The sequence below is a fragment of the Streptomyces hundungensis genome (assembly GCF_003627815.1).
Taxonomy (GTDB): domain Bacteria; phylum Actinomycetota; class Actinomycetes; order Streptomycetales; family Streptomycetaceae; genus Streptomyces; species Streptomyces hundungensis_A.
Map to the genome: position 1 here is coordinate 2,384,686 of NZ_CP032698.1, position 23,665 is coordinate 2,408,350.

At 69.5% G+C, this 23,665-nt stretch carries 22 protein-coding genes and 1 pseudogene; 4 read left to right on the forward strand and 19 right to left on the reverse strand.

Annotated elements, in window-relative coordinates; translation table 11 throughout:
* From DWB77_RS37725 to DWB77_RS10650, 8 genes are all read right to left on the reverse strand, one after another.
* Entirely contained in the window at positions 1-246 is a 246-nt protein-coding gene (locus DWB77_RS37725; protein ID WP_162952508.1) for a hypothetical protein, read from the reverse strand.
* Positions 237-569, reverse strand: coding sequence for a hypothetical protein (locus DWB77_RS10630; RefSeq protein ID WP_120721020.1), 333 nt, complete (start codon positions 567-569; stop codon positions 237-239). The genes DWB77_RS37725 and DWB77_RS10630 overlap by 10 nt, the downstream gene beginning before the upstream one ends.
* 5 nt (positions 570-574) lie before the next feature.
* A complete protein-coding gene (locus DWB77_RS37730) occupies positions 575-982 on the reverse strand; it encodes a hypothetical protein (protein ID WP_162952509.1) in 408 nt (135 codons plus the stop codon).
* The gene (locus tag DWB77_RS10635) at positions 982-1,173 is read right to left on the reverse strand and encodes a hypothetical protein (protein ID WP_120721021.1); all 192 of its coding nucleotides are present in this window, start codon (positions 1,171-1,173) and stop codon (positions 982-984) included. The genes DWB77_RS37730 and DWB77_RS10635 overlap by 1 nt, the downstream gene beginning before the upstream one ends.
* Before the next feature lies 1 nt (position 1,174).
* The gene (locus DWB77_RS37735) at positions 1,175-1,420 is read right to left on the reverse strand and encodes a hypothetical protein (RefSeq protein WP_162952510.1); all 246 of its coding nucleotides are present in this window, start codon (positions 1,418-1,420) and stop codon (positions 1,175-1,177) included.
* A gap of 316 nt (positions 1,421-1,736) precedes the next feature.
* Entirely contained in the window at positions 1,737-2,528 is a 792-nt protein-coding gene (locus DWB77_RS37740; RefSeq protein WP_162952511.1) for a hypothetical protein, read from the reverse strand.
* A gap of 1,651 nt (positions 2,529-4,179) precedes the next feature.
* The gene (locus DWB77_RS10645) at positions 4,180-5,355 is read right to left on the reverse strand and encodes an AI-2E family transporter (protein ID WP_428985114.1); all 1,176 of its coding nucleotides are present in this window, start codon (positions 5,353-5,355) and stop codon (positions 4,180-4,182) included.
* A gap of 74 nt (positions 5,356-5,429) precedes the next feature.
* A complete protein-coding gene (locus DWB77_RS10650; protein WP_120721023.1) occupies positions 5,430-5,624 on the reverse strand; it encodes a DUF3046 domain-containing protein in 195 nt (64 codons plus the stop codon).
* Between the two features lie 80 nt (positions 5,625-5,704).
* Here DWB77_RS10650 and DWB77_RS10655 point away from each other — a divergent pair, with 80 nt between their 5' ends.
* Positions 5,705-6,637: a hypothetical protein gene (locus DWB77_RS10655; RefSeq protein ID WP_120721024.1), complete on the forward strand. Its 933-nt coding sequence runs from the start codon at positions 5,705-5,707 to the stop codon at positions 6,635-6,637.
* Between the two features lie 24 nt (positions 6,638-6,661).
* On the opposite strand, the gene DWB77_RS10660 is transcribed toward DWB77_RS10655, so the two are convergent.
* The 3 genes from DWB77_RS10660 to DWB77_RS10670 form a co-directional block, all read right to left on the reverse strand.
* Positions 6,662-6,970, reverse strand: coding sequence for an AzlD domain-containing protein (locus tag DWB77_RS10660; protein WP_120721025.1), 309 nt, complete (start codon positions 6,968-6,970; stop codon positions 6,662-6,664).
* Positions 6,967-7,794 carry an AzlC family ABC transporter permease gene (locus DWB77_RS10665; RefSeq protein ID WP_120727642.1) on the reverse strand — a complete coding sequence of 276 codons (828 nt, stop codon included), beginning with the start codon at positions 7,792-7,794 and terminating at the stop codon, positions 6,967-6,969. The genes DWB77_RS10660 and DWB77_RS10665 overlap by 4 nt, the downstream gene beginning before the upstream one ends.
* Before the next feature lie 87 nt (positions 7,795-7,881).
* On the reverse strand, positions 7,882-8,709 hold the full coding sequence (locus DWB77_RS10670) for an AraC family transcriptional regulator (RefSeq protein ID WP_428985115.1): 828 nt from the start codon (positions 8,707-8,709) through the stop codon (positions 7,882-7,884).
* A gap of 56 nt (positions 8,710-8,765) precedes the next feature.
* Between DWB77_RS10670 and DWB77_RS10675 the strand changes: the two genes are divergently transcribed.
* The 3 genes and pseudogenes from DWB77_RS10675 (at position 8,766) to DWB77_RS10685 (ending at position 15,401) form a co-directional block, all read left to right on the forward strand.
* Positions 8,766-13,391 (forward strand): ATP-dependent helicase, encoded by a 4,626-nt coding sequence (locus DWB77_RS10675; protein WP_120721027.1) that lies wholly within the window; start codon positions 8,766-8,768, stop codon positions 13,389-13,391.
* Positions 13,392-13,740: 349 nt separating this feature from the next.
* Positions 13,741-14,507 (forward strand): annotated as a pseudogene (locus tag DWB77_RS10680) (Fpg/Nei family DNA glycosylase).
* A 129-nt stretch (positions 14,508-14,636) separates the two neighbouring features.
* A complete protein-coding gene (locus tag DWB77_RS10685; protein ID WP_120721028.1) occupies positions 14,637-15,401 on the forward strand; it encodes an SDR family NAD(P)-dependent oxidoreductase in 765 nt (254 codons plus the stop codon).
* On the opposite strand, the gene DWB77_RS38855 is transcribed toward DWB77_RS10685, so the two are convergent.
* The 8 genes from DWB77_RS38855 to DWB77_RS10725 all read right to left on the reverse strand — a co-directional run bounded on the left by DWB77_RS38855 (position 15,349) and on the right by DWB77_RS10725 (position 23,522).
* Complete coding sequence (locus DWB77_RS38855) at positions 15,349-15,588, reverse strand: hypothetical protein (protein WP_120727644.1); 240 nt, start codon at positions 15,586-15,588, stop codon at positions 15,349-15,351. The genes DWB77_RS10685 and DWB77_RS38855 overlap by 53 nt on opposite strands.
* 172 nt (positions 15,589-15,760) lie before the next feature.
* The gene (locus tag DWB77_RS10695) at positions 15,761-16,231 is read right to left on the reverse strand and encodes a Dps family protein (protein WP_120721029.1); all 471 of its coding nucleotides are present in this window, start codon (positions 16,229-16,231) and stop codon (positions 15,761-15,763) included.
* A 199-nt stretch (positions 16,232-16,430) separates the two neighbouring features.
* On the reverse strand, positions 16,431-16,814 hold the full coding sequence (locus DWB77_RS10700) for a helix-turn-helix domain-containing protein (protein ID WP_120721030.1): 384 nt from the start codon (positions 16,812-16,814) through the stop codon (positions 16,431-16,433).
* 109 nt (positions 16,815-16,923) lie between these two features.
* A complete protein-coding gene (locus DWB77_RS10705; protein ID WP_120721031.1) occupies positions 16,924-17,433 on the reverse strand; it encodes a CinA family protein in 510 nt (169 codons plus the stop codon).
* The gene (gene pgsA, locus DWB77_RS10710) at positions 17,430-18,098 is read right to left on the reverse strand and encodes a CDP-diacylglycerol--glycerol-3-phosphate 3-phosphatidyltransferase (protein ID WP_120721032.1); all 669 of its coding nucleotides are present in this window, start codon (positions 18,096-18,098) and stop codon (positions 17,430-17,432) included. The genes DWB77_RS10705 and pgsA overlap by 4 nt, the downstream gene beginning before the upstream one ends.
* A complete protein-coding gene (gene rimO / locus DWB77_RS10715) occupies positions 18,095-19,564 on the reverse strand; it encodes a 30S ribosomal protein S12 methylthiotransferase RimO (RefSeq protein ID WP_120721033.1) in 1,470 nt (489 codons plus the stop codon). Before rimO ends, pgsA begins: the two co-directional genes overlap by 4 nt.
* A gap of 74 nt (positions 19,565-19,638) precedes the next feature.
* Entirely contained in the window at positions 19,639-20,481 is an 843-nt protein-coding gene (locus tag DWB77_RS10720) for a helix-turn-helix domain-containing protein (RefSeq protein WP_120721034.1), read from the reverse strand.
* A 290-nt stretch (positions 20,482-20,771) separates the two neighbouring features.
* Positions 20,772-23,522: a DNA translocase FtsK gene (locus tag DWB77_RS10725; protein WP_120721035.1), complete on the reverse strand. Its 2,751-nt coding sequence runs from the start codon at positions 23,520-23,522 to the stop codon at positions 20,772-20,774.
* Positions 23,523-23,665 lie beyond the last annotated feature (143 nt).

The window sequence follows — 23,665 nt, forward strand, 5'->3', positions numbered from 1 at the left end:
TTAGCTCCGTTCCTTGCGTACGTCGTGAAGCGGAATGATTGCGGGAGCCGTGATGTCGTGCGGCTGCACACCTTTGCCCACCGAGTACCAGTCCTGAACGACCACGTGAGTGATGTTGGCGCGCTTCATTTTTGGTTCGCCGTAGACAACGCCGATGATCTTTCCTCGCGACCAGCGGCGTACGTGACGGGTCCTGTACTGAACCCAAATCCCGATCTCGACGGCGGCCGGGGCCATCAGATCCACCCCGTCCACCACGAGCGGACCTCTTCGGGGTCCTCGTCGTAGCACTCCTGGATCACTTCGTCCAAGGTGTAATGCGGGTTCTCCAAGAGGGTCATGACCGCGTTTACAACGATGTTCATCAAGTCCGTGTCGCGTTCGCTCCCGAGTTCATCGTTCACCAGGTCTACGCCGTTGTTGACCGCATTGGAGATGTCCTCTCGGGTCCACACGTAGACAGGTTCACGTATGTCCCCTCCCCTGTCTCCGGCCACCGCCGCCGCGCGCTCGCCCATCTTCACCACGTCGGAACCGATTACGCGGATGATTTCTTGAGTTGTCGTCATTGAGTTCACTCTCCGTCTCGAACGAGGGGGGCATGTCCGTGCTGAATCGCAACGTGATTGAGGTAGGCCGCCGCACCTTCACCGAAGGTTTCAACCGCCAAGCGGTCAGCTTCATCAGAGGCATCAGACGCGCAGGGGGCCGATACGTGGAACACAACTGGATCGTCTTGACCGCCGCTTACGTCGTCGGCTCCTGACTCCCACCAGTCCGATTCCCAGTCCATGACGACCGTGTACGGACGGTCACCCCCCAAGCCGGCTTGGGCCTGGGCCTGGAACTCCCCCAGGAGTGCTCGCAGCAGCTCGCGATGGTCCGGGCCGCTTCCCTTCATGCGCCACTGGAACTCGTGCCACTTGATGCGTTCAATCGCATCACGGAGCACCTTGGCCGACACCGATTCATTGACCTTCATCACTTGTCATCCTTGGCAGTCACCTTGTCTACGATCGAGTCCTGGACGTCGTCCAGATACTTGGCTTCTTCTGCGGAAGAGAGCTCACCCCAGAACTCGTAGGCCGCATCCTGTGCCGCCTGTTCATCCTCCGCCTTGATTTCGAACCGGTAGGTGGCTGTCTGGTAGATCTCAATTGCATACGTCTGCATGTCAGCGCCCCGCAATCAGTACGCCGTTATCGGTAATCCGGGCGGCGCCTGTCAGGAATCCGTTGTCATCTCCGTAGCCGTTAAAGCTCATCCAAACCCCCACGTGATTGCCCTTGACGTAGTCCACGGTTCCCCGATAAACACCGGCCGCACGACGGCTGTACGGGCACGCGGGAAGCGCCACCTGCACACGCTTTCCAATCCGAAACTCCTTCATGTCAATCTCTGTGATGTGTCGAGTCGTCATCACGCCTCACCTTTCCTGTGTTCACTCTCTTCGGTTCTGAGAGCCCATAGACAAGCTCACATTCCAACTTGTGAGCCTGCCTAAAGTCGCTCAGTCTTTGATCCCACGGACTCGCATCGTGTGATGCGGGTCGCTCAGCTCCCAATCACCGTGGCCGTCGCAGTACGCCGTAGACAGCCAACGGCGGTCGCCATAGCGCTCCGTATCAATCCAGCGAGTTGCCACGTTCATACAGCCAAGCGTTCGGCAACCGATACGGCCATCCAAGAGCGCCCCCGTGTGCTGGATCCCGCCCCTGTTCGTCTGCTTTCCCATGTCAGATACCCAGCTTTGCGCCGCCGTGCGGCCAGCGCACCGGATAGCACGTCTCACAGCCGCGCTGTGTATCTCGGAGATCAGACACCGTCGGGTAGAGGCTCATGTGCCGGAGTCCATCAATGTAGTTCGGAATGCATTCACATTCCCCCGCTTGCTCACTCTCAGCACAGTCCCAGCAAACACGATCACTCAGGTATTCACCCGTCTTGATCCATGCAGAACAGTCCATGCACCGACTGTATTCAAGCTTCGCCAAAGCTTCTTCAACGTCGCAGAATGAACAGTTCGAGCAATACGGCACTTCATCCATTTCCCGGATCACGTCGGAGGCTTCTACCCCTTCGGGCAGGGTGTAGAGATCATCAATCAGAGAACAAGCGTTATCCCATTCAAGTTCGGACATTCGCTCATCATCAAGGATTGGGTAATCTGCGAGGCTGCTTCCGATGCTGCGGGCAATCTCGCGCCCTGCACGGTTCGATGCATCCCACACGATCCAGCCGCGCCATTCGAACGTTTCAACACCGGCACTCTTGAAGGCGGCGCGAGTAGCTTCCGCATTGACCCGGATTCGAGTCTCACGGCAGTCGCAGTTGTAGTACCAGCCATCGGTCCAGTCTTCCAATGGTTCTCCGGTTCCGTCGTCAACCAATCCGAAACCTGCCCACGCGAAGTCACGGGCGGCGTCCGCCATGTCTTCCAGTACGCTCCTAGAGCTGTATCCCCTATCGCGCTCCGCAAATTCCTTGGCGAAGTCGCTGAACTTAATGTCAATGATTGCGCCACTCATTGCATTTACCTTTCGCTTGACTTCCGCGCCACTAGCGCGCCACAGAAAGGCTCACATTCCAACTTGTGAGCCTGCCTGAAGCGTCCTAGAGGGCGTCAAGAATGCCCATGAACTCGCAGGTCGCGCAGAGTACGCGTTCCCCTACCAGCCATACAAACCGCGTCTGACCACACTTTTCACACGTTTCGATTGACATTACTCTCCCTCGTTCTTAATCAGCGCGAACCCTTTGCGTTCACGATTGACGCCACCCATGCACGCGTCACACCGGCCATGCATCTTTCTCGAATCAGACCACGGGCCTATGTATCGAGCCTGACGTTGAATACCCCACATCTCACATACGGCGCACTGCATCCTGTATGCCTTTCTCTCGCGGTATCAGAACCTCTCTGATACTCACCCCCACACAGCCACTCTCAGACGCTTAGAGACACGCTGAGCCCCGTTACTCATGGCTTAGGGGCTACGCGCTGGATGCGTCGTGTTGATTGGGTGTGTGAGAGTCAATCTCAGATGGTTTCGCTAGTCATACCTAGCCACCTTTCCACTCTCCTATGGCGTGCTCCGTTGCTTCGCTTCCCAGCAATGCACGGGCGCTCTAGGGTCATCCCTTGTCTATTCGCTTCAAAGGGTGTGTTCAGGCTTTGGTATTAGCGGCGTGCCGGTCACTGCCGGGCCGTTGCAACCCCCACACGGCGCTTTGACGCCTCTCCGTGCGGTTCGTGCTTGGTGTTGCTAAGGGTTTGGGTTCGGCCCTTAGAGGGCCGTTCCTATCGCCGTTCGCATCCCTGGTGTGCTGATCTCCCGTTCCGCATTCTCGCTTAGCGAGTGGTACTAGGGGCGCTTTCCTGTGGGGCGTTCCTTGCGATGACCTAAAGGTGTCACATCCCAACTTGAAGCGCAACCCCACGCCGAGACATCTCGAAGCGACTCCGTGGACTCGAACCTTTGATCTCAATGGAGACGCACGCGTGCCATATGGCACCCAAAGAGTCAATATCCAAAACTGTTGCATGTGTCACATTCCAACCTGACTGGAGTGGTCGTTGCGACCACCCGAAGAGGGTCAAGAGAGCTTCATGACGCTCTGGAATGGTCTCGCTACATAGCGGATTCAGTTCGTTCATTCATCCCGAAAGGTATTCAGCGCTAGTCAGAAGCCCTCTCGGATTCACGGGTTCATTCAAACCGCAATCCAGGCATGAACTAACGCTAATACAATGCCTGATACATAGATGGGGGTAATGCCTGTACATTCATTCAAAGGACCCACCAGGGGTGCCTTCCTTCCAGCATGTACGGGTATGAACTAACCGCCCCTCGGGCAGACGCGCCGGCCGCGGAACCCCGGCGACCCCCGTTCGGAGGTAATCAGGAGGTCGAAACACCCTCTTCGGGTGACCTGAGCCACTTTTCAGAGGGATCTCGTCCCTGGAAGGGGCAGGTGACGCCGACATTATTAGTGAGGGGGGTTATATACCCCCTCACCTCTCGCTGGCTCTGGCCTCCTTGGTCAGGTTCGGGACTCGACCGCCCCCAGGAGCGGGCGTCGGTGCGTGCATTAAGGCGTGAATGAACGAACTAACCCTGCTACAGAGGTAGGTACAAAAAAGAGGGGCCCCGTCAGGGGCCCCTCCTCGCGAGTAGGTCAGCAGCTCTCGACCACCACGGGTCGGAACGGGTCCCTTCGTGGCTTGGGAAGTGGTGTGCTGGACCTCGGACGGTCCCGTGCCGGCCGGGGGCCGTCGCCCAGCGCCGCTAGGAGCTTGCCTCTGTCCTCGGGGCTGGCCTCAGCCATCATCGCAGCAAGCTCACGGTACGTTTCCCCAGGTGAGACCATGTTTAGTGTCCTTTCAACTTGCTGGTAGATCACCACGAATCCGAGCACCCACACCGCGTACCAGGGGTTCACGGTGAACGCGAGCAGCATGGGCAGGGCGCCCGCCAAGTAGGTGCCGATGGTGGGGATGAACTGGGAGACCAGGCCCACCCAGACCGCCAGCGCCGGCGCGTAGGGCACGCCGAGGATCTGGAGCAGGACGTAGTGGGCGATGCCGGAGATGAGCGCCATGAGGCCGCGCGAGTAGAGGTAGCCACCGGTCTTGTCGACCGCGATCTCCCAGGCCCGCAGCACCTCGGCCTGCCGGGCGGGTGGCAGCACGGAGCAGATGGTCCGGCGCAGCCGGGGCCCGTCGGCGGCGAAGTAGAACGCGAACAGGAAGATCGTCAGCAGCCGGAAGAGGCCGCCGAGGACGGTCGCGGAGACGTCGAGCACGCCGGTGGCGCTGTTCTGGACGTACTTCTGCAACCAGTCGGAGTGGAGCAGGCTGTCCTGGACCTCGACCCGGGAGAGCTCGGTGTGGAAGCTGTGGTTGACCCAGTTGATCACCGAGTCGAGGTACTTGGGGAACTGCTCGACCATGTCGACGATCTGACCCGCCAGCATCGAACCGAGCAGCACGACGAAGCCGACCGTCGCGATCATCAGGGCGAGGAAGACCAGGAAGGTCGCCAGGCCCCGGCGCATGCCGCGAGCCGCCATCCGGCCGACGGCGGGCTCCATGGCGAGCGCGACGAAGAAGGCGATCAGGATGTTGATCAGTAGCCCGATGAGCTGGTGGAAGGCCCAGCTGCCCAGCTGGAAGCAGGCGTACAGGGCGAGCACGAGCACCACGGCGCGCGGCAGCCAGCGGGGCATGCGGGCGGGGCCGCCGACTCCCAGGGGGTGCGTCGGGGGCCGCCCGGAGCCGGGCGAACCGCCGCGCGGACGGTCCGCCCCGTCGGCTTCGCGGTCGTCGGTGTTGATCTCATCAGTCGGGGCCACGGGGCAAGTCTCGCCCATGCCTGCGACAGGAGCCGCCGAGCCCCTCCCGTCCTGCGGTCAAAGGACCGGAGCGGTCACCGCCGGTCGGCGGGCACGTCCATGGCCGCGCAGACCGCCCGCCAGACGTCCTTGGCCTCCCAGCCGGCGTCGAGAGCCTGATGCACGGTGCGTCCACCCAGTTCCGTCATCACGTGGTCGCGCGCGAAGGAGTCCGCATAGGCGGCGCCGAAGTGGTCGGCCATCCGCTCCCAGAAAATCGTCAACCGCATGACTCCAGTATCCCGCCCCTGAGAGTGCAGCCCCGTCCGTCGGGCTTGTGCGCGGCTCTGTGGGCCCTACCGTCTGAAACATGGCTGGTTCAGGAGCATCCCCGCACTCCCCCGACTCCCCGCTGGCGCGCGCCGAGCACTTCATCTGGCTCACGGCCAGGGTGCTCGAACAGCGCCGGTTCGCCTACCACTTCCTCGGCCGGGGCGCCGACGCCGTCGAGGCGGCGCTCTACGCCTACGAAGGCGACGACGGAGGCTATGGTCACGCCCTCGAACCCGATCTGCGCGGCCCCGTCAGCCAGCCCCTGCACACCGCGCACGCGCTGCGGGTCCTGGACTCGGTGGGGCGGCTCGGCGGGCAGCGCGTGGAGCGAGTGTGCCGCTATCTGACGGAGGTCTCCACCAAGGACGGCGCGCTGCCCGCGCTGCACCCCTCGCAGCGCGGCTATCCGGCGGCGCCGTTCGTCCCCGTCGTGGACGATCCGCCCAGCGCCCTGTTGACCACCGGTCCCGTGGTGGGGCTGCTCCACCGCAACCAGGTGTGGCACGCGTGGCTGTTCCGGGCCACCGACTTCTGCTGGGCGGCGGTGGACGCGCTGGAGACGTCGCATCCGTACGAGGTGCAGGCCGCCGTCGCCTTCCTGAACGGCGTCCCGGACCGTGCGCGCGCGCAGGCGGCGGCGGACCGGCTGGGCCGGCTGGTCAGGGAGCAGGGGCTCGCGGTGCTCGATCCGGAGCGGCTCGACGACTATCCGGTCGCCGAGGGGTACGCCCCGGGTGAGCACCACTTCCCGCACGACTACGCGCCCGCTCCCGAGTCGGCGGCGCGGCGCTGGTTCACCGACGAGGAGATGGGGCGCTCCCTGGACCATTTGGAGGCGGAGCAGCGCGAGGACGGCGGCTGGCCGATCCGTTGGCGGGCGTGGGCGCCCGGCACGGCCCTGGAGTGCCGTCCGATGGTGACGATCGAGGCGTTGCGCACGTTGCGCGCCTACGGCCGCGCCATCGGGTGACGTCGGCGCGCCGGCGGGCGCCCCTCAGCCGCCCAGGGCCCGTACGCCGGCCGTGACGAGTACGGCCGCCCCGACGATCACCAGGAACGGGGCGCGGACAGCCAGGGCGAGGGCCGCCGCCGCGAGCCCGGCGCCCCGGGCGTCGAGCAGGACCTGGTGGCCGGTGCTGAAGGTCTGCTGCGCGGTGAGCGCGGCCAGCAGGGCCACCGGCAGCAGCGCTGAGAGCCGCTTGACGAGGGGCCGTTCCAGGGCGCCGGCGGGGACGAGCAGGCCCAGGAGTTTGACGAGGTAGCAGCCGAGGGCGGTGGCCGCGATGGCGATCCAGACGTTCAACGTGCTTGTCCCTTCGGGGAGTTCCCGGTGGTGTCCGATCGCCCCGGATCGGTGATGTCGTGGGCGCGGGCCGTCCGCGGCACATCGCCCTCGACCGCCGGGTGCCTGTCGCGTCCCTTCAGGAAGAGGACGGCGGGCGCGGCCAGCGCCGCGACCAGGACGGGTGCGCCGGCGGGCAGCACCGGGAGCAGCCCGAGGACGAGGAGGACGGCGAGGGCGGCCGTGATGCGCTCGGTGGCGCTGGTGAGCATGGGCGCGAGGAGGGCGAGGAAGACGGCGGGGCTCGCGGCGTCGAGTCCCCAGGCGTCGGTGTCGCCCAGGGCGCGCGCTCCGAGCGCACCGGCGAGGGTGGTCAGGTTCCACAGCACGTACAGGGTGAGGCCGGTGACGGTGAAGCCGATCCGCGCGGCCCGGCGGGTGGGCTGGGCCAGGGTGACGGCGGTCGTCTCGTCGATGACCCACTGGGCGGCGAAGGGGCGCACCGCCTTTGGCAGCGCGAGGAGTTGGGACAGGCGCAGTCCGTAGAAGGCGTTGCGTACGCCGAGGAAGAAGGCGCCGGCCGCCGCGGTGAAGGGGTTTCCGCCGGCGGCGAGCGCGCCGACGAGCGCGAACTGGGACGCGCCGGTGAAGACGAGCAGGCTGAGCGCGCACGTCTGGAGGAGGCCGAGTCCCGATCCGGCGGAGGTCACTCCGAAGGCGAAGCCGGAGAGTCCCACGGCGACGCCGACGCCCAGGGCGTCGCGGACGACGGCCGCGTCGGGCCTGTCCTCGGCCTGGGTGACCTCGGTGGGTATGTCTGGGGGTGCTGTCTGTTCCGTTGCCACGTGGTGCACGGTAGAAGAGGGGCGCGCCCCGGTTCTTGTACGTTCTTGCGCGCGCGGGTGCCGCGGGCCCGCCCGCCGTCTCGGCGGTTATGTTCCGGCGCGCTCGCGGCGGTAGGCGCCGGGGGTGACGCCGACGATGCGGGTGAAGTGGCGGTTGAGGTGCGGCTGGTCGCTGAACCCGACCGCGACGGCGGCTTCGGCGGGTGGTGTTCCGCCGTCCAGGAGGCGGCAGGCCCGGCGGACCCGTTCGCCGGTGAGCCACGCGTGCGGTGGCAGCCCGTACTCCGCCTTGAAGGCGCGCAGCAGCGCGAACGGGCTGGTGTCCAGCTCCTTGGCCAGTTGTTCCAGGGACGGCGGCTCGTTCAGTCGTTGCGTCAGGAGGAGGCGTGCGGAGGCCGCGGCGCGCGCCCCCGCCGACCGCACGGTGCGTTCGGGCAGGGCGTGGCCGTGCCGGCGCAGCAGGCGGGAGACGGCGACGCGGAACACGGTGTCGGCGGCGAGCGCGTTGCCCTGTTCGGCCGCGCGGTGGACGTCCTGGATGAGCAGGGCGGTGTCGGGGTCCTCGACGATGCTCTCGGCGAATCCGGCGGTGCCGCGCAGGGTGGTGGTGTCGGCCGCGATGTCGGCGACCAGGTGCGCCGAGGGGTAGAGCGTCGCGTACGTCCAGCCCTCGGGGGTTCCGGCGTGGGCGGCGTGCGGCACCTCGGGGTTGATCATGACGACGGTGCCGGGGCGCGCCCGGATGGTCCCGCCGGACATGACCACGTCCTCTATTCCGGTGCGTACCGCGCCGAGCACGAACCCCTCATGGGCGTGGCGCGGGAAGGAGTGGCTGACGTATCGGGCGCGGAGCAGGTCGAGGCCGGGCAGCTCGGGATACTGCCAGTGCCGCGCCCATTCCCCGATCCCTTCCACGCTCCCATTCTCGCAGCTCCGGGCCATTGTCAGTGGGTGGGTGCACGATGGGGACCATGGCACGGACAGCGCTGGATTCCTTCTCGCCCGCGACGCGCGGCTGGTTCACGGGGGCTTTCACCGCGCCCACCGCGGCGCAGGAGGGCGCCTGGCGGGCGATCGCGGAGGGCTCCGACGTGCTGGTCGTCGCCCCGACCGGCTCGGGCAAGACACTCGCCGCCTTCCTCGCCGCGCTCGACCGGCTGGCCGCCACCCCGCCGCCCGCCGAGGCGAAGAAGCGTTGCCGGGTGCTGTACGTGTCGCCGCTCAAGGCCCTCGCGGTCGATGTGGAGCGCAATCTGCGCTCTCCGCTGACCGGGATCCGTCAGGAGTCGGTGCGGCTCGGGCTGCCCGAGCCGGAGGTCCGGGTCGGTATCCGTTCCGGTGACACTCCGCCCGCCGAGCGCCGGGCGTTGACCACGCGCCCGCCGGACATTTTGATCACGACGCCCGAGTCGCTGTTCCTGATGCTCACCTCCGCCGCGCGTGAGGCGCTCGCGGGCGTCGAGACGGTGATCCTGGACGAGGTGCACGCGGTCGCCGGCACCAAGCGGGGCGCCCATCTGGCGCTGTCCCTCGAGCGGTTGGACGAGCTGCTGCCGAGGCCGGCCCGCAGGATCGGCCTGTCGGCGACGGTGCGTCCGGTGGACGAGGTGGCGCGTTATCTCTCCCCGCAGCGCAAGGTCGAGATCGTTCAGCCGCCGTCCACCAAGGAGTTCGACCTGTCGGTGGTCGTGCCGGTGGAGGACATGGGCGAGCTGGCCGGCTCGCCCGCGGCCGACGCGAAGGAGGGCGCCGAGAAGCCGTCGATCTGGCCGCATGTCGAGGAGCGCATCGTCGATCTGGTGCAGGCACACCGTTCGACGATCGTGTTCGCCAACTCCCGGCGCCTGGCCGAGCGGTTGTGCAACCGGCTCAATGAGATCGCGTACGAGCGCGCCATGGGTGAGCCGCTGCCCGAGACGCACGCGCCGGCGGATCTGATGGGCGGTTCGGGGGCGGCCGCGGGCGCCCCCGCGCTGCTCGCCAAGGCGCACCACGGTTCGGTGTCCAAGGAGCAGCGGGCGATCGTGGAGGAGGACCTGAAGGCGGGCCGGCTCCCCGCGGTGGTGGCCACCTCCAGTCTTGAGCTGGGCATCGACATGGGTGCGGTGGATCTGGTGGTCCAGGTCGAGTCGCCGCCGTCCGTCGCCTCGGGGCTTCAGCGCGTGGGCCGCGCGGGGCATCAGGTGGGCGCGGTCTCCACCGGGGTGGTCTTCCCCAAGTACCGCGGTGACCTGGTCCAGTCGGCGGTGGTCACCGAGCGGATGCGCACGGGGGCGATCGAAGCGCTGCGCATCCCGTCCAATCCGCTGGACGTGCTGGCTCAGCAGCTGGTCGCGATGACCGCGCTCGACACCTGGCAGGTCGACGACCTCATGGCGCTGGTGCGGCGGGCCGCGCCGTTCGCAGCCCTTCCGGAGTCGGCGTTCACCGCGGTTTTGGACATGCTGGCGGGCCGCTATCCCTCCGATGCCTTCGCGGAGCTGCGCCCGCGCGTGGTGTGGGACCGGATCGCGGGCACCGTCACCGGCCGCCCCGGCGCCCAGCGGCTCGCCGTCACCTCGGGCGGCACCATCCCCGACCGGGGCCTGTTCGGCGTCTTCCTGGCGGGGGCCGACCCGAAGAAGGGCGGCGGCCGGGTCGGTGAGCTCGACGAAGAGATGGTGTACGAGTCGCGCGTGGGTGATGTCTTCACTCTGGGCACCACGTCGTGGCGGATCGAGGACATCACCCGCGACCGGGTCCTCGTCTCGCCCGCGCCCGGGGTGCCCGGCCGGCTGCCGTTCTGGAAGGGCGACCAGCTGGGCCGCCCGCTCGAACTGGGCCGTGCGCTCGGCGCGTTCCTGCGCGAGGTCGGCGCGCTCTCCCCCGACGACGCCCGGTCGCGTCTGCGGAACGCGGGCCTCGATGCCTGGGCGGCGGACAATGTGATCGCCTATCTCGACGAGCAGCGCCAGGCCTGCGGTCATCTGCCGGACGACCGCACGATCCTGGTCGAGCGGTTCCGGGACGAGCTCGGCGACTGGCGGGTGGTCATCCACTCCCCCTTCGGCGCTCAGGTGCACGCCCCGTGGGCGCTGGCGCTCGGCGCCCGCCTGGCCGAGCGGTACGGCATGGACGCGCAGGTCATGCATGCCGACGACGGCATCGTGCTGCGGCTGCCCGACGCGGACCTGATGGGTCTGGATCTGCTGGACCAGGACCCGGCCGCCCTCGATGCGGCGTTCGACAGTGAGCAGGCCCCGGTGGGGGCCGCCGACGCGGTCTTCGACAAGGGGGAGATCGAGCAGATCGTCACCGATCAGGTGGGCAGTTCCGCGCTGTTCGCCTCGCGTTTTCGCGAGTGCGCGGCGCGCGCCCTGCTGCTGCCCCGGCGCTCCCCGGGCAAGCGCACCCCGCTGTGGCAGCAGCGCCAGCGGGCGGCCCAACTGCTCCAGGTGGCCAGCGAGTTCGGGTCGTTCCCGATCGTCCTCGAAGCCGTCCGCGAGTGTCTCCAGGACGTGTTCGACGTCCCGGGCCTCACGGAGCTGATGGGCGACCTGGAGGCGCGCAGGGTGCGTCTGGTGGAGGTCACCACGGCGGAGCCGTCCCCCTTCGCCCGCTCTCTGCTGTTCGGCTATGTCGCGCAGTTCCTCTACGAGGGAGACTCGCCGCTCGCCGAGCGGCGGGCCGCGGCCCTCTCCCTCGACTCGCGTCTGCTGGCGGAGTTGCTCGGCCAGGCCGAGCTGCGCGAACTGCTCGACGCGGAGGTACTGAGCGAGCTGGAGCAGGAGCTCCAGTGGCTCACCGAGGACCGCCGCATCAAGGACGTCGAGGGCGTAGCGGACCTGCTGCGGGTCCTGGGGCCGCTCACCGAGGCCGAGTTGGCGCGGCGCGGCGCCGAGCCGGGCTGGGCCGCGGAGCTGGAGGGGGCGCGCCGCGCCATCCGGGTCCGCATCGCCGGAGCGGACCACTGGGCGGCGATCGAGGACGCGGGACGACTGCGCGACGCGCTCGGCACAGCCCTGCCGGTCGGTGTGCCCGAGGCCTTCACCGAGCCGGTGAAGGACCCGCTCAGCGACCTGCTGTCCCGGTTCGCGCGCACGCACGGCCCGTTCACCTCGGCGACCGCCGCGGCCCGGTTCGGGCTCGGCGCCTCGGTCACGGACGGGGCGCTTCAGCGCCTCGCGGCCTCGGGCCGGGTCGTCCAGGGCGAGTTCCATCCGGCGGGCATCGGCCAGGAGTGGTGCGACGCGACGATCCTGCGCAGGTTGCGGCGGCGTTCGCTCGCCGCGCTGCGCCAGGAACTGGAGCCGGTGCCGCCGGCCGCGCTCGCCACCTTCCTGCCCCAGTGGCAGCACCTGGGGGCCAACAGGCTGCGCGGCATCGACGGACTGGCCCGCGCGGTGGAGCAGTTGCAAGGTGCCGCCGTGCCCGCCTCCGCCCTGGAGAGGCTGGTCTTGCCGTCCCGGGTGTCGGACTACGGTCCGGCGTTCCTGGACGAGCTGACCACGACCGGCGAGGTCGTCTGGGCAGGGGCGGGAGCGCTGGCCGGCAAGGACGGGTGGGTCTCCCTGTATGTCGCCGACGCGGCGCCGCTCCTGTTGCCGCCGCCCCATCCGCTGGAACTGACCGCGCTCCACGAGTCGGTGCTCACGGCGCTGGCCCCCGGCTACGGCCTGTTCTTCCGTCAGCTCGCCGATCAGGTCCGGGCCACCACCCACCCGGAGGCCAACGACGCCCAACTCGCCGACGCCGTATGGGATTTGGCGTGGTCGGGGCGGCTCACCAACGACACCCTGGCGCCGTTGCGCGCCCTGCTCGGGTCGGGCCGTACCGCGGGGTCCACCGCACACCGCGCCAAGCGGCCCGTGCCCCGGGGCCGGTACGGCACCCTGACGGGCGCGGCCCGCCCGGTCTCGCGCACCGGCCCGCCGACCGTCTCGGGCCGCTGGTCCCTGCTGCCCGCCCCCGAGCCCGATCCCACCCATCGCGCCCACGCCCTGGCCCGTACGCTCCTGGATCGGCACGGCGTGGTCACCCGGGGTGCGGTGCAGGCCGAGGGCGTCGAGGGCGGCTTCTCGGCGACGTACCGGATCCTCGCCGCCTTCGAGGACAGCGGGCAGGCCCGGCGCGGCTATGTCGTCGAGGGGCTGGGCGCGGCCCAGTTCGCGATGGACGGCGCCGTGGACCGGCTGCGGGCGGCCGCCACCGCCCGGGACCGGGGGGCCGACGCGAACAGCGCCCCGCAGGCGATCGTCCTGGCGGCCGCCGACCCCGCGAACGCCTATGGCGCGGCGCTGCCCTGGCCGGAGCCGCCCAATGGCGCGGGGCACAAGCCGGGCCGCAAGGCGGGCTCCGTGGTCGTGCTGGTCGACGGCGAGCTCGTGCTGTATCTGGAGCGCGGCGGCAAGTCCCTGCTCGCCTGGGCCGCCGAGCCCGACGATCCTGCGCTGACGGCCGCCTCGGGGGCCCTCGCCGGAGCGGCGCGGGCCGGTCGGCTCGGCACGATCACCGTGGAGCGCGCCAACGGCGACCCCGCCCTGACCTCGCCGCTCGCCCGCGCCCTGGAGACAGCGGGCTTCGTCCCCACCCCCAGGGGGCTGCGCCTGAGACCCTGACGCGCCCCCGCGGGCTCGCCCGGGCTTCCGAGGGCCGGGCCCCGGCCGGTGACACCCGACCCACCCAGTCCGGGCCACCCCGGCCCGCACCCCGATCAGCGCGCCCAGCCAAACCGCACCACGGCACCCTCCGGCTGGCCCAGCCGCACCGCCCGGCCGGACCGCAGCGCAGCCCCGCCTTGCCGCCCCGCCAAACCGCAATAGCCCCGCCCCGCCGCCCACCCAAACCGCACCACAGCCTCGCCCCTCCGGCAGGCCCAGCCCCGCCGCCCAGCCAAACCGCCCCTCAGCCCGCCCCACCCCACCCCACCCGGCGGCAATCCGCCGCCACCCCCGGCAGAATTGGCTCATGCCCGAAGGTGACACCGTCTATCAGGCCGCGCGGCGGCTGCACACGGCGCTGGCCGGTCAGGTCCTCACCCGGTCCGATCTGCGGGTGCCGCGGTTCGCCACGGCCGACCTGACCGGGTCGTCGGTGCTTGAGGTGACCCCGCGCGGAAAGCACCTCCTGACCCGTATCGAGGGCGGCCTCACTCTCCACTCCCATCTGCGGATGGACGGGTCCTGGCGGATCTTCGAGCCCGGGCAGCGCTGGAACGGGGGCCCCTCCCACCAGATCCGGGCGATCCTGGGCAACGCCACACACACGGCCGTCGGGTATCGGCTGCCCGTGCTCGAACTGGTCCGTACGCAGGACGAGTCGAAGGTGGTCGGCCATCTGGGCCCCGATCTGCTGGGCCCCGACTGGGACGCGGAGGTCGCCCTGCGCAATCTCCTCCAGGACCCCGCGCGCCCCATCGGCGAAGCCCTGCTCGACCAGCGCAACCTCGCCGGGGTCGGCAATGTGTTCAAGTCGGAGATCTGCTTCGCCGTCCGGGTCGTCCCCTGGCTGGCGATCGGTGACTGCCCCGCCCCGAGCGCCTGGTGGCCACCGCGAAGCGGCTCCTGGAAGCCAACAAGGACCGCCCGGTCCGTCAGGCGTACATCTACGGCCGGGCCGGCCGGCCGTGTCCGCGCTGCCGCACCACCATCCGTACCGCCGCGCAGCGCGACCCCTCGGGCCGTGAGCGGCCGACGTACTGGTGCCCCACGTGCCAGCCGGCGCCCGCTCTGTGAGCCGGCACGCATGAGCCCGCACGCATGAGCCCGCACGCATGAGCCCGCACGCAAGAGCCCGCACGCATCCCCCCACCGGTCCCCCACCAGTTATTGACGACCCGTCAGATCCGGTCGTACCGTCCCGGTATGCCCCTCACGGCGTACGACCTCGGTGAGCGCACGGCCTTCGTCACGGGCGCGGCCGGCGGGATCGGCCGGGCCAGTGCCCTGCTGCTCGCGGAGGCCGGTGCCACGGTGCACTGCGCGGACCGCGACGAGGCGGGCCTGGGCGAAACCGGGGCGCTGATCGCCAAGGCGGGCGGCAGCGCGCAGCTGCACCGGCTCGACGTCTCGGACCGCGCGCAGGTGAAGGCGGCGCTGGAAGCCGCCGGGCCGGTGCACATCCTGGCCGCGATCGCGGGCGTGATGCACACCAGCTCGGTCCTGGACACCGAGGACGCCGACCTCGACCGGGTCCTGGCGGTCAACTTCAGGGGCGTGCTCCACGCCTGCCAGGAAGCGGCCCGCTCGATGATCGCCCGTGGCATACGGGGCTCGCTCGTCACCATGGCCTCGGGCGCCGTGGACGCCGGACGGCCGGGCCTGTTCTGCTACAGCGTCTCGAAGGTCGCGGTCGTCCAGCTCACCAGGACGCTCGCCTGCGAGCTGGGGCCGCACGGCATCCGGGTCAACGCCGTGGCCCCCGGCTGGGTCCGCACCCCCATGACCGCTCAGCACGCGGCCGAGGAACAGGGGCGGATCGAGTCGATGATGCTGCGGCTCTCCCCGCTCGGCCGTCTCGGCAGGCCCGAGGACGTCGCCCAGGCGGTGCTGTATCTCGCCGCGGACTCCTCGGAGTTCATGACGGGCCAGATCCTCCGTCCGAACGGCGGCGTCTCGATGCCCTGGTAGCGCGGCCGGTCCCTGGCGGCGCGCTCGACACGGACGCCACGTGCACCGGCAGCAGGCTCAGCCCCCAGCCGCCCGCGACCACGGCCCCCTCGACCAGTCCCGTATGGCCGGGGACCAGCACCAGGCGCAGCACGGCCCACCACCACAGCGCCGCTACCAGCAGCGCGGGCACCCAACGCACCGCCACCGTCATGGCCGCCTCCTCGGGCCGACCACGCTAGACCGCCGGAAAACCCGCCGGGAGGGCGCACCGGGAACGGCCCCGGCGCGCTCCAAGCCCCGCGCGCGTCATCGCGTACGACCCGGCCCGTTCACGGGGTATTCGCGCGCGGCGCGACGGGGGCGCGTACATCGCGGGCTCAGACCGTCTCGGCCTGGAACATCCAGGCGTGCTTTTCGAGGTCGGCGGTGAGTCCGATGATGATGTCCTGGCTGATGGGGTCCGGTTCCGCGGTGGCCTCGATGCGTTCCCGCATCCGGGCGACGACCGCTCCGAGTGCGTCCACGAGGACCTTCACCGCGTCGGTGTCCTTGATCCAGCCGTCCGGGACCGAGCCGATCGCGCTGGTCTTCGCCACGGTGGCGGCGCGCCCGTCCGGGCTGACGCCCACGGCGGAGGCCCGCTCGGCCACCGTGTCCGAATGGAGCCGCGCGGTGTCGACGACGTCGTCGAGCTGGAGGTGTACGGACCTGAAGCGCGGGCCGACCACGTTCCAGTGCACCTGCTTGGCGACCAGGGAGAGGTCCACGAGATCGACGAGCGCGCCCTGGAGAGCGTCGCCGACCACCTTGAGGTCGGCGTCGGACAGCGGGCTCTTGATGTAGGACATGCGGTTCCTCCACTCGGACGGAACGCCCGCGACGTCACCCACGAAGGAACACCCGTGCGACGAATGCGGACGTATGCGCGATCTCCTACCACCCTGCCACAGAAGCCCCGAATCGGGCGCGGCGGAAAAGGGCTGAGCCCCGGCCGGTCATCTGGTGACCGGCCGGGGCTCAGTACAAGCCTGGGTGCGCGCCCGAGTGTCAGGCGGCGACGACGTCCACCGCTTCGGCGGGCGCCTTGATCGTCACTCGCTCCGTCGGGACACCGGTCACCGACGTCACGGAGATCGAATTGAGCATCGGACGTACCGGCGCACGCACCGGGTCGCTCGCTGCCGCAGACGCAGCGAGCTCGGCCAGTGCCAGCTCGTCGCTCACTTCCCGCATGAGCTCGGACATCCGTACGTCAAGCGCGTCGCAGATCGCGGAGAGCAGCTCGGAGGATGCCTCCTTCTGCCCCCGCTCCACCTCGGAGAGATAGCCGAGTGAGACTCGGGCGGACGAGGAGACTTCGCGCAGAGTACGGCCCTGGCGCTGGCGCTGCCGACGCAGCACGTCACCCAGCAGGCGACGGAGCAGAATCATCGGTGGCTCCCTCCTCGGACCGCGTAGCCGCATCCTTCTCGCCCCACCGTACCGCCTCGCGACGCGGCCGTGCGGGGAGCGATGTCGTGTTCACTCAGGGCTGCAAACATCAAATCCCCCCGTTCTGTTCCGTATCCTGTGCCCGCTCATCCTTGCGCAGTTCACTGGAGAGCAGTTCGAGCACGCTGCGTACACTCTCTTTACGGATTTCCGCCCGGTCGCCGTTCAACCGCAACGCGACGGTTTTGTTCGATCCCGAGGGGCCAACGGCCGAAACGTATACCGTTCCCACCGGCTTTCCGTCCTGGGGATCGGGTCCCGCGACGCCGGTGGTGGCGATCCCCCAACTCGCGCCGAGCACGTCCCGGACCCCCGCCGCCATCTGCTGCGCGACCTCCGCGTCGACGGCTCCGCGCTCGGCCAGAAGAGTCCCGTCCACCCCGAGGACGACCCGCTTCAGTTCGGTCGCGTACGCCGTCACCGAGCCGCGGAAGACGCGCGAGGCGCCGGGCACCGACGTCAGCTCCGCGGCCACCAGGCCGCCCGTCAGGGACTCCGCCACCGCCAGGGTCTGCTCACGCTCCGTGAGCAGTCGGATGAGCCGGGCCGCCTCGTTCACGACGCGGGCCCCCCGGCGGCACGCTGCGCCGCGAGCCCCTGGCGCCTCAGCACGATCGCCTGGCGCACGTAGTCGAGCCCCGTGACGACCGTGAGCACCACGGCCAGCGCCATCACCCAGAACCTGAGCGTGGCCAGCGGGCCGGTCAGCGCCAGCACGTACATGCCGGTCGCGGTGCCCTGGGCGAGGGTCTTGAGCTTGCCACCGCGGCTGGCCGGAATCACTCCGTGCCGGATGACCCAGAAACGCAGGAGCGTGATGCCCAGTTCCCGGAAGAGGATGACGCCGGTGACCCACCACGGCAGATCGCCGAGGAGCGAGAGACAGATCAGCGCGGCCCCCATGATCGCCTTGTCGGCGATCGGGTCGGCGATCTTCCCGAAGTCGGTGACCAGGTTGTACGTGCGTGCCAGATGCCCGTCGAAGATGTCGGTGATCATGGCGACGGCGAAGGCCGCCCACGCCCAGGCCCGCATCGCGGGGTCATAGCCGCCGTCGGCGAGCAGCAGCATGACGAAGCCCGGCACGAGCACGAGCCGGATCATGGTGAGGATGTTGGCGATGTTCCAGAGGCTGGCCTGGTTGACGGCCGCAGCACCCAGCTTGCCGCCGGGCGCCGGCGTCCGGCCGGTACCGCCCGCCGTCGATGCCGGGACTCCGGTCATCTGCCCGCCTCCTCAACCCCGCCAACGAGCTCGACCACGAGGTCGACGCCTTCGGTGGCGACGACCTTGGCCTCGACCATAAGGCCGGGCGCGAGTCCGGCGCTTTCGGTGAAGACGACCTGGCCGTCGGTCTCGGGGGCCTGGTGCTCGGCGCGGCCGACCGCCCCGTCCTCGTCGTCGACGCTCTCGACCAGGACGCGCACGGTGTCGCCGATGCGCTCCTCGGCGCGCTGCGCGGTGAGCTCCTCGGCGAGGCGCGAGAGGTGGGCGAGCCGTTCGGCGATGGTGTCCTCGTCGAGCTTGCCCTCGTAGCCGACCGCTTCGGTGCCCTCCTCGTCGGAGTAGCCGAAGACGCCGATGGCGTCGAGGCGGGCCGCGGTGAGGAAGCGTTCCAGCTCCTTGAAGTCCTCCTCGGTCTCGCCCGGGAAGCCGACGATGAAGTTGGACCGCACACCGGCCGTGGGGGCCTTGGCGCGGATCGTGTCGAGCAGTTCGAGGAACCGCTCGGTGTCACCGAAGCGCCGCATCGCGCGCAGCACGCCGGGCGCCGAGTGCTGGAAGGACAGGTCGAAGTAGGGCACGACCTTGTCGGTCGACGTCAGTACGTCGATGAGGCCCGGCCGCATCTCGGCGGGCTGGAGGTAGCTGACCCGGACCCGCTCGATGCCCTCGACCTCGGCGAGCTCGGGCAGCAGCGTCTCCAGGAGCCGGATGTCGCCGAGGTCCTTGCCGTAGGAGGTGTTGTTCTCGGAGACCAGCATGACCTCCTTGACGCCCTGCTCGGCCAGCCAGCGGGTCTCGCCGAGCACATCGCTGGGGCGGCGCGAGATGAAGGAGCCGCGGAAGGAGGGGATGGCGCAGAACGAGCAGCGACGGTCGCAGCCGGAGGCCAGCTTCACGGAGGCGACCGGACTGGTGTCGAGCCTGCGCCGCAGCGGGGCACGCGGCCCGGAGGCCGGTGCGACGCCTTCGGGGAGGTCCTCGGGCGGGGTGTCCTGGGCGTGTCCGGGCAGCGCCACCTCGGGGGCGCCCTGGCGCTCGGCCGGGCTGATCGGCAGCAGCTTGCGCCGGTCGCGCGGGGTGTGCGAGGCGTGGATGCCGCCGTTGAGGATGGTCTGGAGGCGGTCGGAGATGTCGGCGTAGTCGTCGAAGCCGAGGACGCCGTCGGCCTCCGGGAGCGCCTCGGCGAGATCCTTGCCGTAGCGCTCGGCCATGCAGCCGACCGCGACGACGGCCTGGGTCTTGCCGTGATCCTTCAGATCGTTGGCTTCGAGGAGGGCGTCGACGGAGTCCTTCTTGGCGGCTTCGACGAATCCACAGGTGTTGACGACGGCGACGTCCGCGTCCGATGCGTCCTCGACGAGCTCCCAGCCGTCCGCTGCCAAGCGGCCTGCGAGCTCCTCCGAGTCCACCTCGTTACGGGCGCAGCCAAGAGTGACAAGGGCGACGGTGCGGCGTTCGGGCATGGACTCAAGACTACTTTGTCCTGGCCCACGCCCCCGCCGCGAGGGTCGTGGGCGCGGGCCCGGGGGCGGGCGGCTCAGCCGACCTGGGGGTCGCCCTTGGTGTAGCTCAGGCGCTCGACCTGGCCGTCCTCGAATTTGCTGTCGATCTTCTTGCCGTTGACGTAGAGCTCGATGGCCCCGGCATTGCCGAGGATCAGGTCGACCTGCTGGCCGTCCTGGAAGGTCTGGGCCTCGCCCTTCTGGAGCAGGCCGTCGAAGAGCATCTTGCCGTTGTGGTCCTTGGCCGAGATCCAGCTCTTGTCGTTGATCGCGGTGACCTTGACGGTGACCTTGTCGGCGGGGACGGCGGCGATGGCGCTGTCCGAGGGGGAGGGGGTCGGCTTGGGTTCGGCCGGCTTGGAGGGAAGGGGGCTGGGGTTGGCCGGGGCCTGCGACGGGGGCTTCTGCTGGGCGGGGCCCTCGGCGACGGAGGTGTTCTTCTTGTCGCTGCCGCCGCTGAACATGGTGAAGCCGACGAAGCCGACGACCACGACGATCGCGGCCACCATCGCGGCGGTCCAGTTGGGCCGGCGCGCCTCGGGGCGGATGCGTTCCGCCTCGAAGAGAGGGGCCGCCGGGGTCGGTGCGGGACGGCCGCCGTGGTCGGCGTCGTACTGCTCGACCAGCGGAGCCGGATCCAGGCCCACGGCCTGGGCGAAGATGCGGACGTGGCCGCGCGCGTACACGTCGCCGCCGCACCGCGAGAAGTCGTCCTGCTCGATCGCGTGCACGATGGGGATGCGCACCCGCGTGGTGGAACTGACCTCGTCGACCGTCAGTCCGGCGGCGATACGGGCCTGCTGAAGTACACGACCGATCGATGGCCCGTCGTCTGCGATCGAAGGCCGGTCGTCTTCGGGAGAGTTGCCGATGGACACGGGGGCGCCTTTCGAGCGTGAGCCACCTGCTGGATGTTCAGTCTAGGGGGGGTACGAAAGAGTGGGGCAACCGGTGGAGCGGAGTTTGTACGCCATCGGTATGGCCGTACCCCGCACAACGGAACACAGACCACACTTGCTTCCACCTCTCCCTCAACTTGACGTACGACCAAGGGAAACGGTTGCTCGGGGATCCCGTACGAGTGCTGTTTGGGCCGGATGGCGGTCAGCCGGCGCCGTACCCCCCCGACCGCTCCCCCGCCCCCGCCGCGGCCGGCTCCCCGGCACGCTCAGGGAGTCTCCCCCCGGATCACCGCCAGCACTCCGTCGAGTTCGTCCGGTTTGACCAGGACGTCGCGCGCCTTGGAGCCCTCGCTCGGCCCGACGATGTTCCGCGACTCCATCAGGTCCATCAGCCGGCCCGCCTTGGCGAAGCCGACCCGGAGCTTGCGCTGGAGCATCGACGTCGAGCCGAACTGGGTGGAGACCACCAGCTCGGCGGCCTGGCACAGCAGGTCGAGGTCGTCGCCGATCTCCTCGTCGATCTCCTTCTTCTGCTTGGTCCCCACGGTGACGTCGTCCCGGAAGACGGGGGCCATCTGGTCCTTGCAGTGCTGGACCACGGCCTGGATCTCGCCCTCGGTGACGAAGGCGCCCTGGAGGCGGACCGGCTTGTTCGCGCCCATCGGCAGGAAGAGACCGTCGCCCTTGCCGATCAGCTTCTCGGCGCCCGGCTGGTCGAGGATGACCCGGCTGTCGGCGAGCGAGGAGGTGGCGAACGCGAGCCGCGAGGGGACGTTCGCCTTGATCAGGCCGGTGACGACATCGACCGAGGGCCGCTGGGTGGCAAGCACCAGGTGGATGCCGGCGGCGCGGGCGAGCTGGGTGATGCGGACGATCGCGTCCTCCACGTCACGCGGCGCGACCATCATCAGGTCGGCGAGCTCGTCCACGATCACCAGCAGGTACGGGTACGGCGTCAGCTCACGCTCGCTGCCCTCGGGCAGCTTCACCTTGCCGTTGCGGATGGCCTCGTTGAAGTCGTCGATGTGACGGAAGCCGAACGCGGCGAGGTCGTCGTAGCGCAGGTCCATCTCGCGCACGACCCACTGGAGCGCCTCGGCGGCCCGCTTCGGGTTGGTGATGATCGGCGTGATGAGGTGCGGAATGCCCTCGTACGCCGTCAGCTCCACCCGCTTGGGGTCGACGAGCACCATACGGACGTCCTCGGGGGTCGCCCGCACCATCACCGAGGTGATGAGGCAGTTGATGCACGAGGACTTTCCGGAACCGGTGGCTCCGGCCACCAGGACGTGCGGCATCTTGGCGAGGTTGGCCATGACATAGCCGCCCTCGACGTCCTTGCCGAGCGCCACCAGCATCGGATGGTCGTCCTCGGCCGCGTCCGCGAGGCGCAGCACGTCACCGAGGTTGACCATCTCGCGGTCGGTGTTGGGGATCTCGATGCCCACGGCCGACTTACCCGGGATCGGGGAGATGATCCGCACGTCGGGGCTGGCGACGGCGTACGCGATGTTCTTGGCGAGGGCGGTGATGCGCTCGACCTTGACGGCCGGCCCGAGCTCGACCTCGTAGCGCGTGACCGTCGGGCCGCGGGTGAAGCCGGTGACGTTCGCGTCGACCTTGAACTCCATGAAGACGTTCTGCAAGGAGGCGACGACCGCGTCGTTGGCGGCGCTGCGCGTCTTGCCGGGGCCGCCCTTCTCCAGGAGGTCGAGCGAGGGCAGCGCGTAGGTGATGTCCCCGGCGAGCTGGAGCTGTTCGGCGCGCGGCGGCAGCGGCTCGGTGGCCTCGCGCGGCGGCTTCGTCAGGTCCGGGACGACCGGGGGCGCGCCCGGTGTGGCCTTCGGCGCCTTGGGCGGCGCGGTCTCGGCGGCCCGGGCGGTCGGCAGCGGGGTGGGCTCCTTCTCCCGTTCGCCGGTGACGCCCTGCGTGAGGTCGGCGACGACGGGCGAGGGGGGCAGGCCGTTGAGGACGGCGCCGTCCAGGGCGGCGGCCGCTGCGGCGGCCACGTCGACGGGGTCGAGCCCGTTCTCGAACGCGGGCTGCACGGAGGACCGCCGGGGCTTGCGGCGCCGCGACAGCGCCTGCTCCTCGGCGTCTGCCGGGTCGTGCTCGACGGGGCCCACCGGGCGGCGCCGGGTGCGCGGGGCGGGCTCGGCCTCGCGCCACTCGTCGTCGTACAGCTCCTCCTCGGCCAGCTCGTGCGGGAGGGGTTCGATGACGCCGAGGCGGACGCCGAGCAGCCGCAGGCGTTGCGGGATGGCGTTGACCGGTGTCGCGGTGACCACGAGCAGACCGAAGACGGTGAGCAGGACCAGCATGGGTACGGCGAGCACGTCGCCCAGGGTGAATTCGAGCGGCTTGGACGCGGTCCAGCCGATCAGACCGCCCGCGTCCTGCATGGCGTCGGTGCCGTCGTTGCGGCCCGGTGAGCCGCACGCGATGTGGACCTGGCCGAGCACGCCGAGCACGAGGGCGGACAGACCGATGACGATCCGGCCGTTGGCCTCGGGTTTTTCGGGATAGAGGATGAGCCGGATCGCGATGGCGCCGAGCAGCAGCGGCACCACCACGTCGAGCCGGCCGAAGGCGCCGGTCACCAGCATCTGCACGAGCTCTCCGACCGGTCCGCGCAGGTTGGACCAGGTGCCGGCTGCGACGATCAGCGCGAGGCCGAGCAGCAGCAGCGCGACGCCGTCCTTGCGGTGGGCGGGGTCGAGTCCCTTCGCGCCGCGTCCTATGCCGCGGAACAGCGCGCCGACCGCGTGGGCCGCGCCGAGCCAGACGGCGCGCGCGAGCCGGTACACGCCCCCGGTGGGGGACGCTGCGGCTTTGGGTGCGGGCCTTGCGGCGGCCGCCTTCTTCGCGGGCGCCCTCCTGGGGGCGGTCTTCTTGACGGGCGCTTTGGGGGCCGCGGCTTTCTTCGCGGGCGCGACCTTCTTCGCCGGGGTACGGCCGGTGCGCTTCGCGGTGCCCGCCGTGCCCTGGGAACCCTTGCCGGACGTACGTGAGGCCATGGTGCTGAGGTTACCTGGGTCGGCGCCGGTGGACACGTGTGCCTACGGCTTCACCCGTCCGTGTCGTGCGCCCCACCCGTTGGGTGCCGTACGCACCAAGGGCGCTGACGCCACGTCAGGAGAACGCGGCGTCAGGTCCTGGG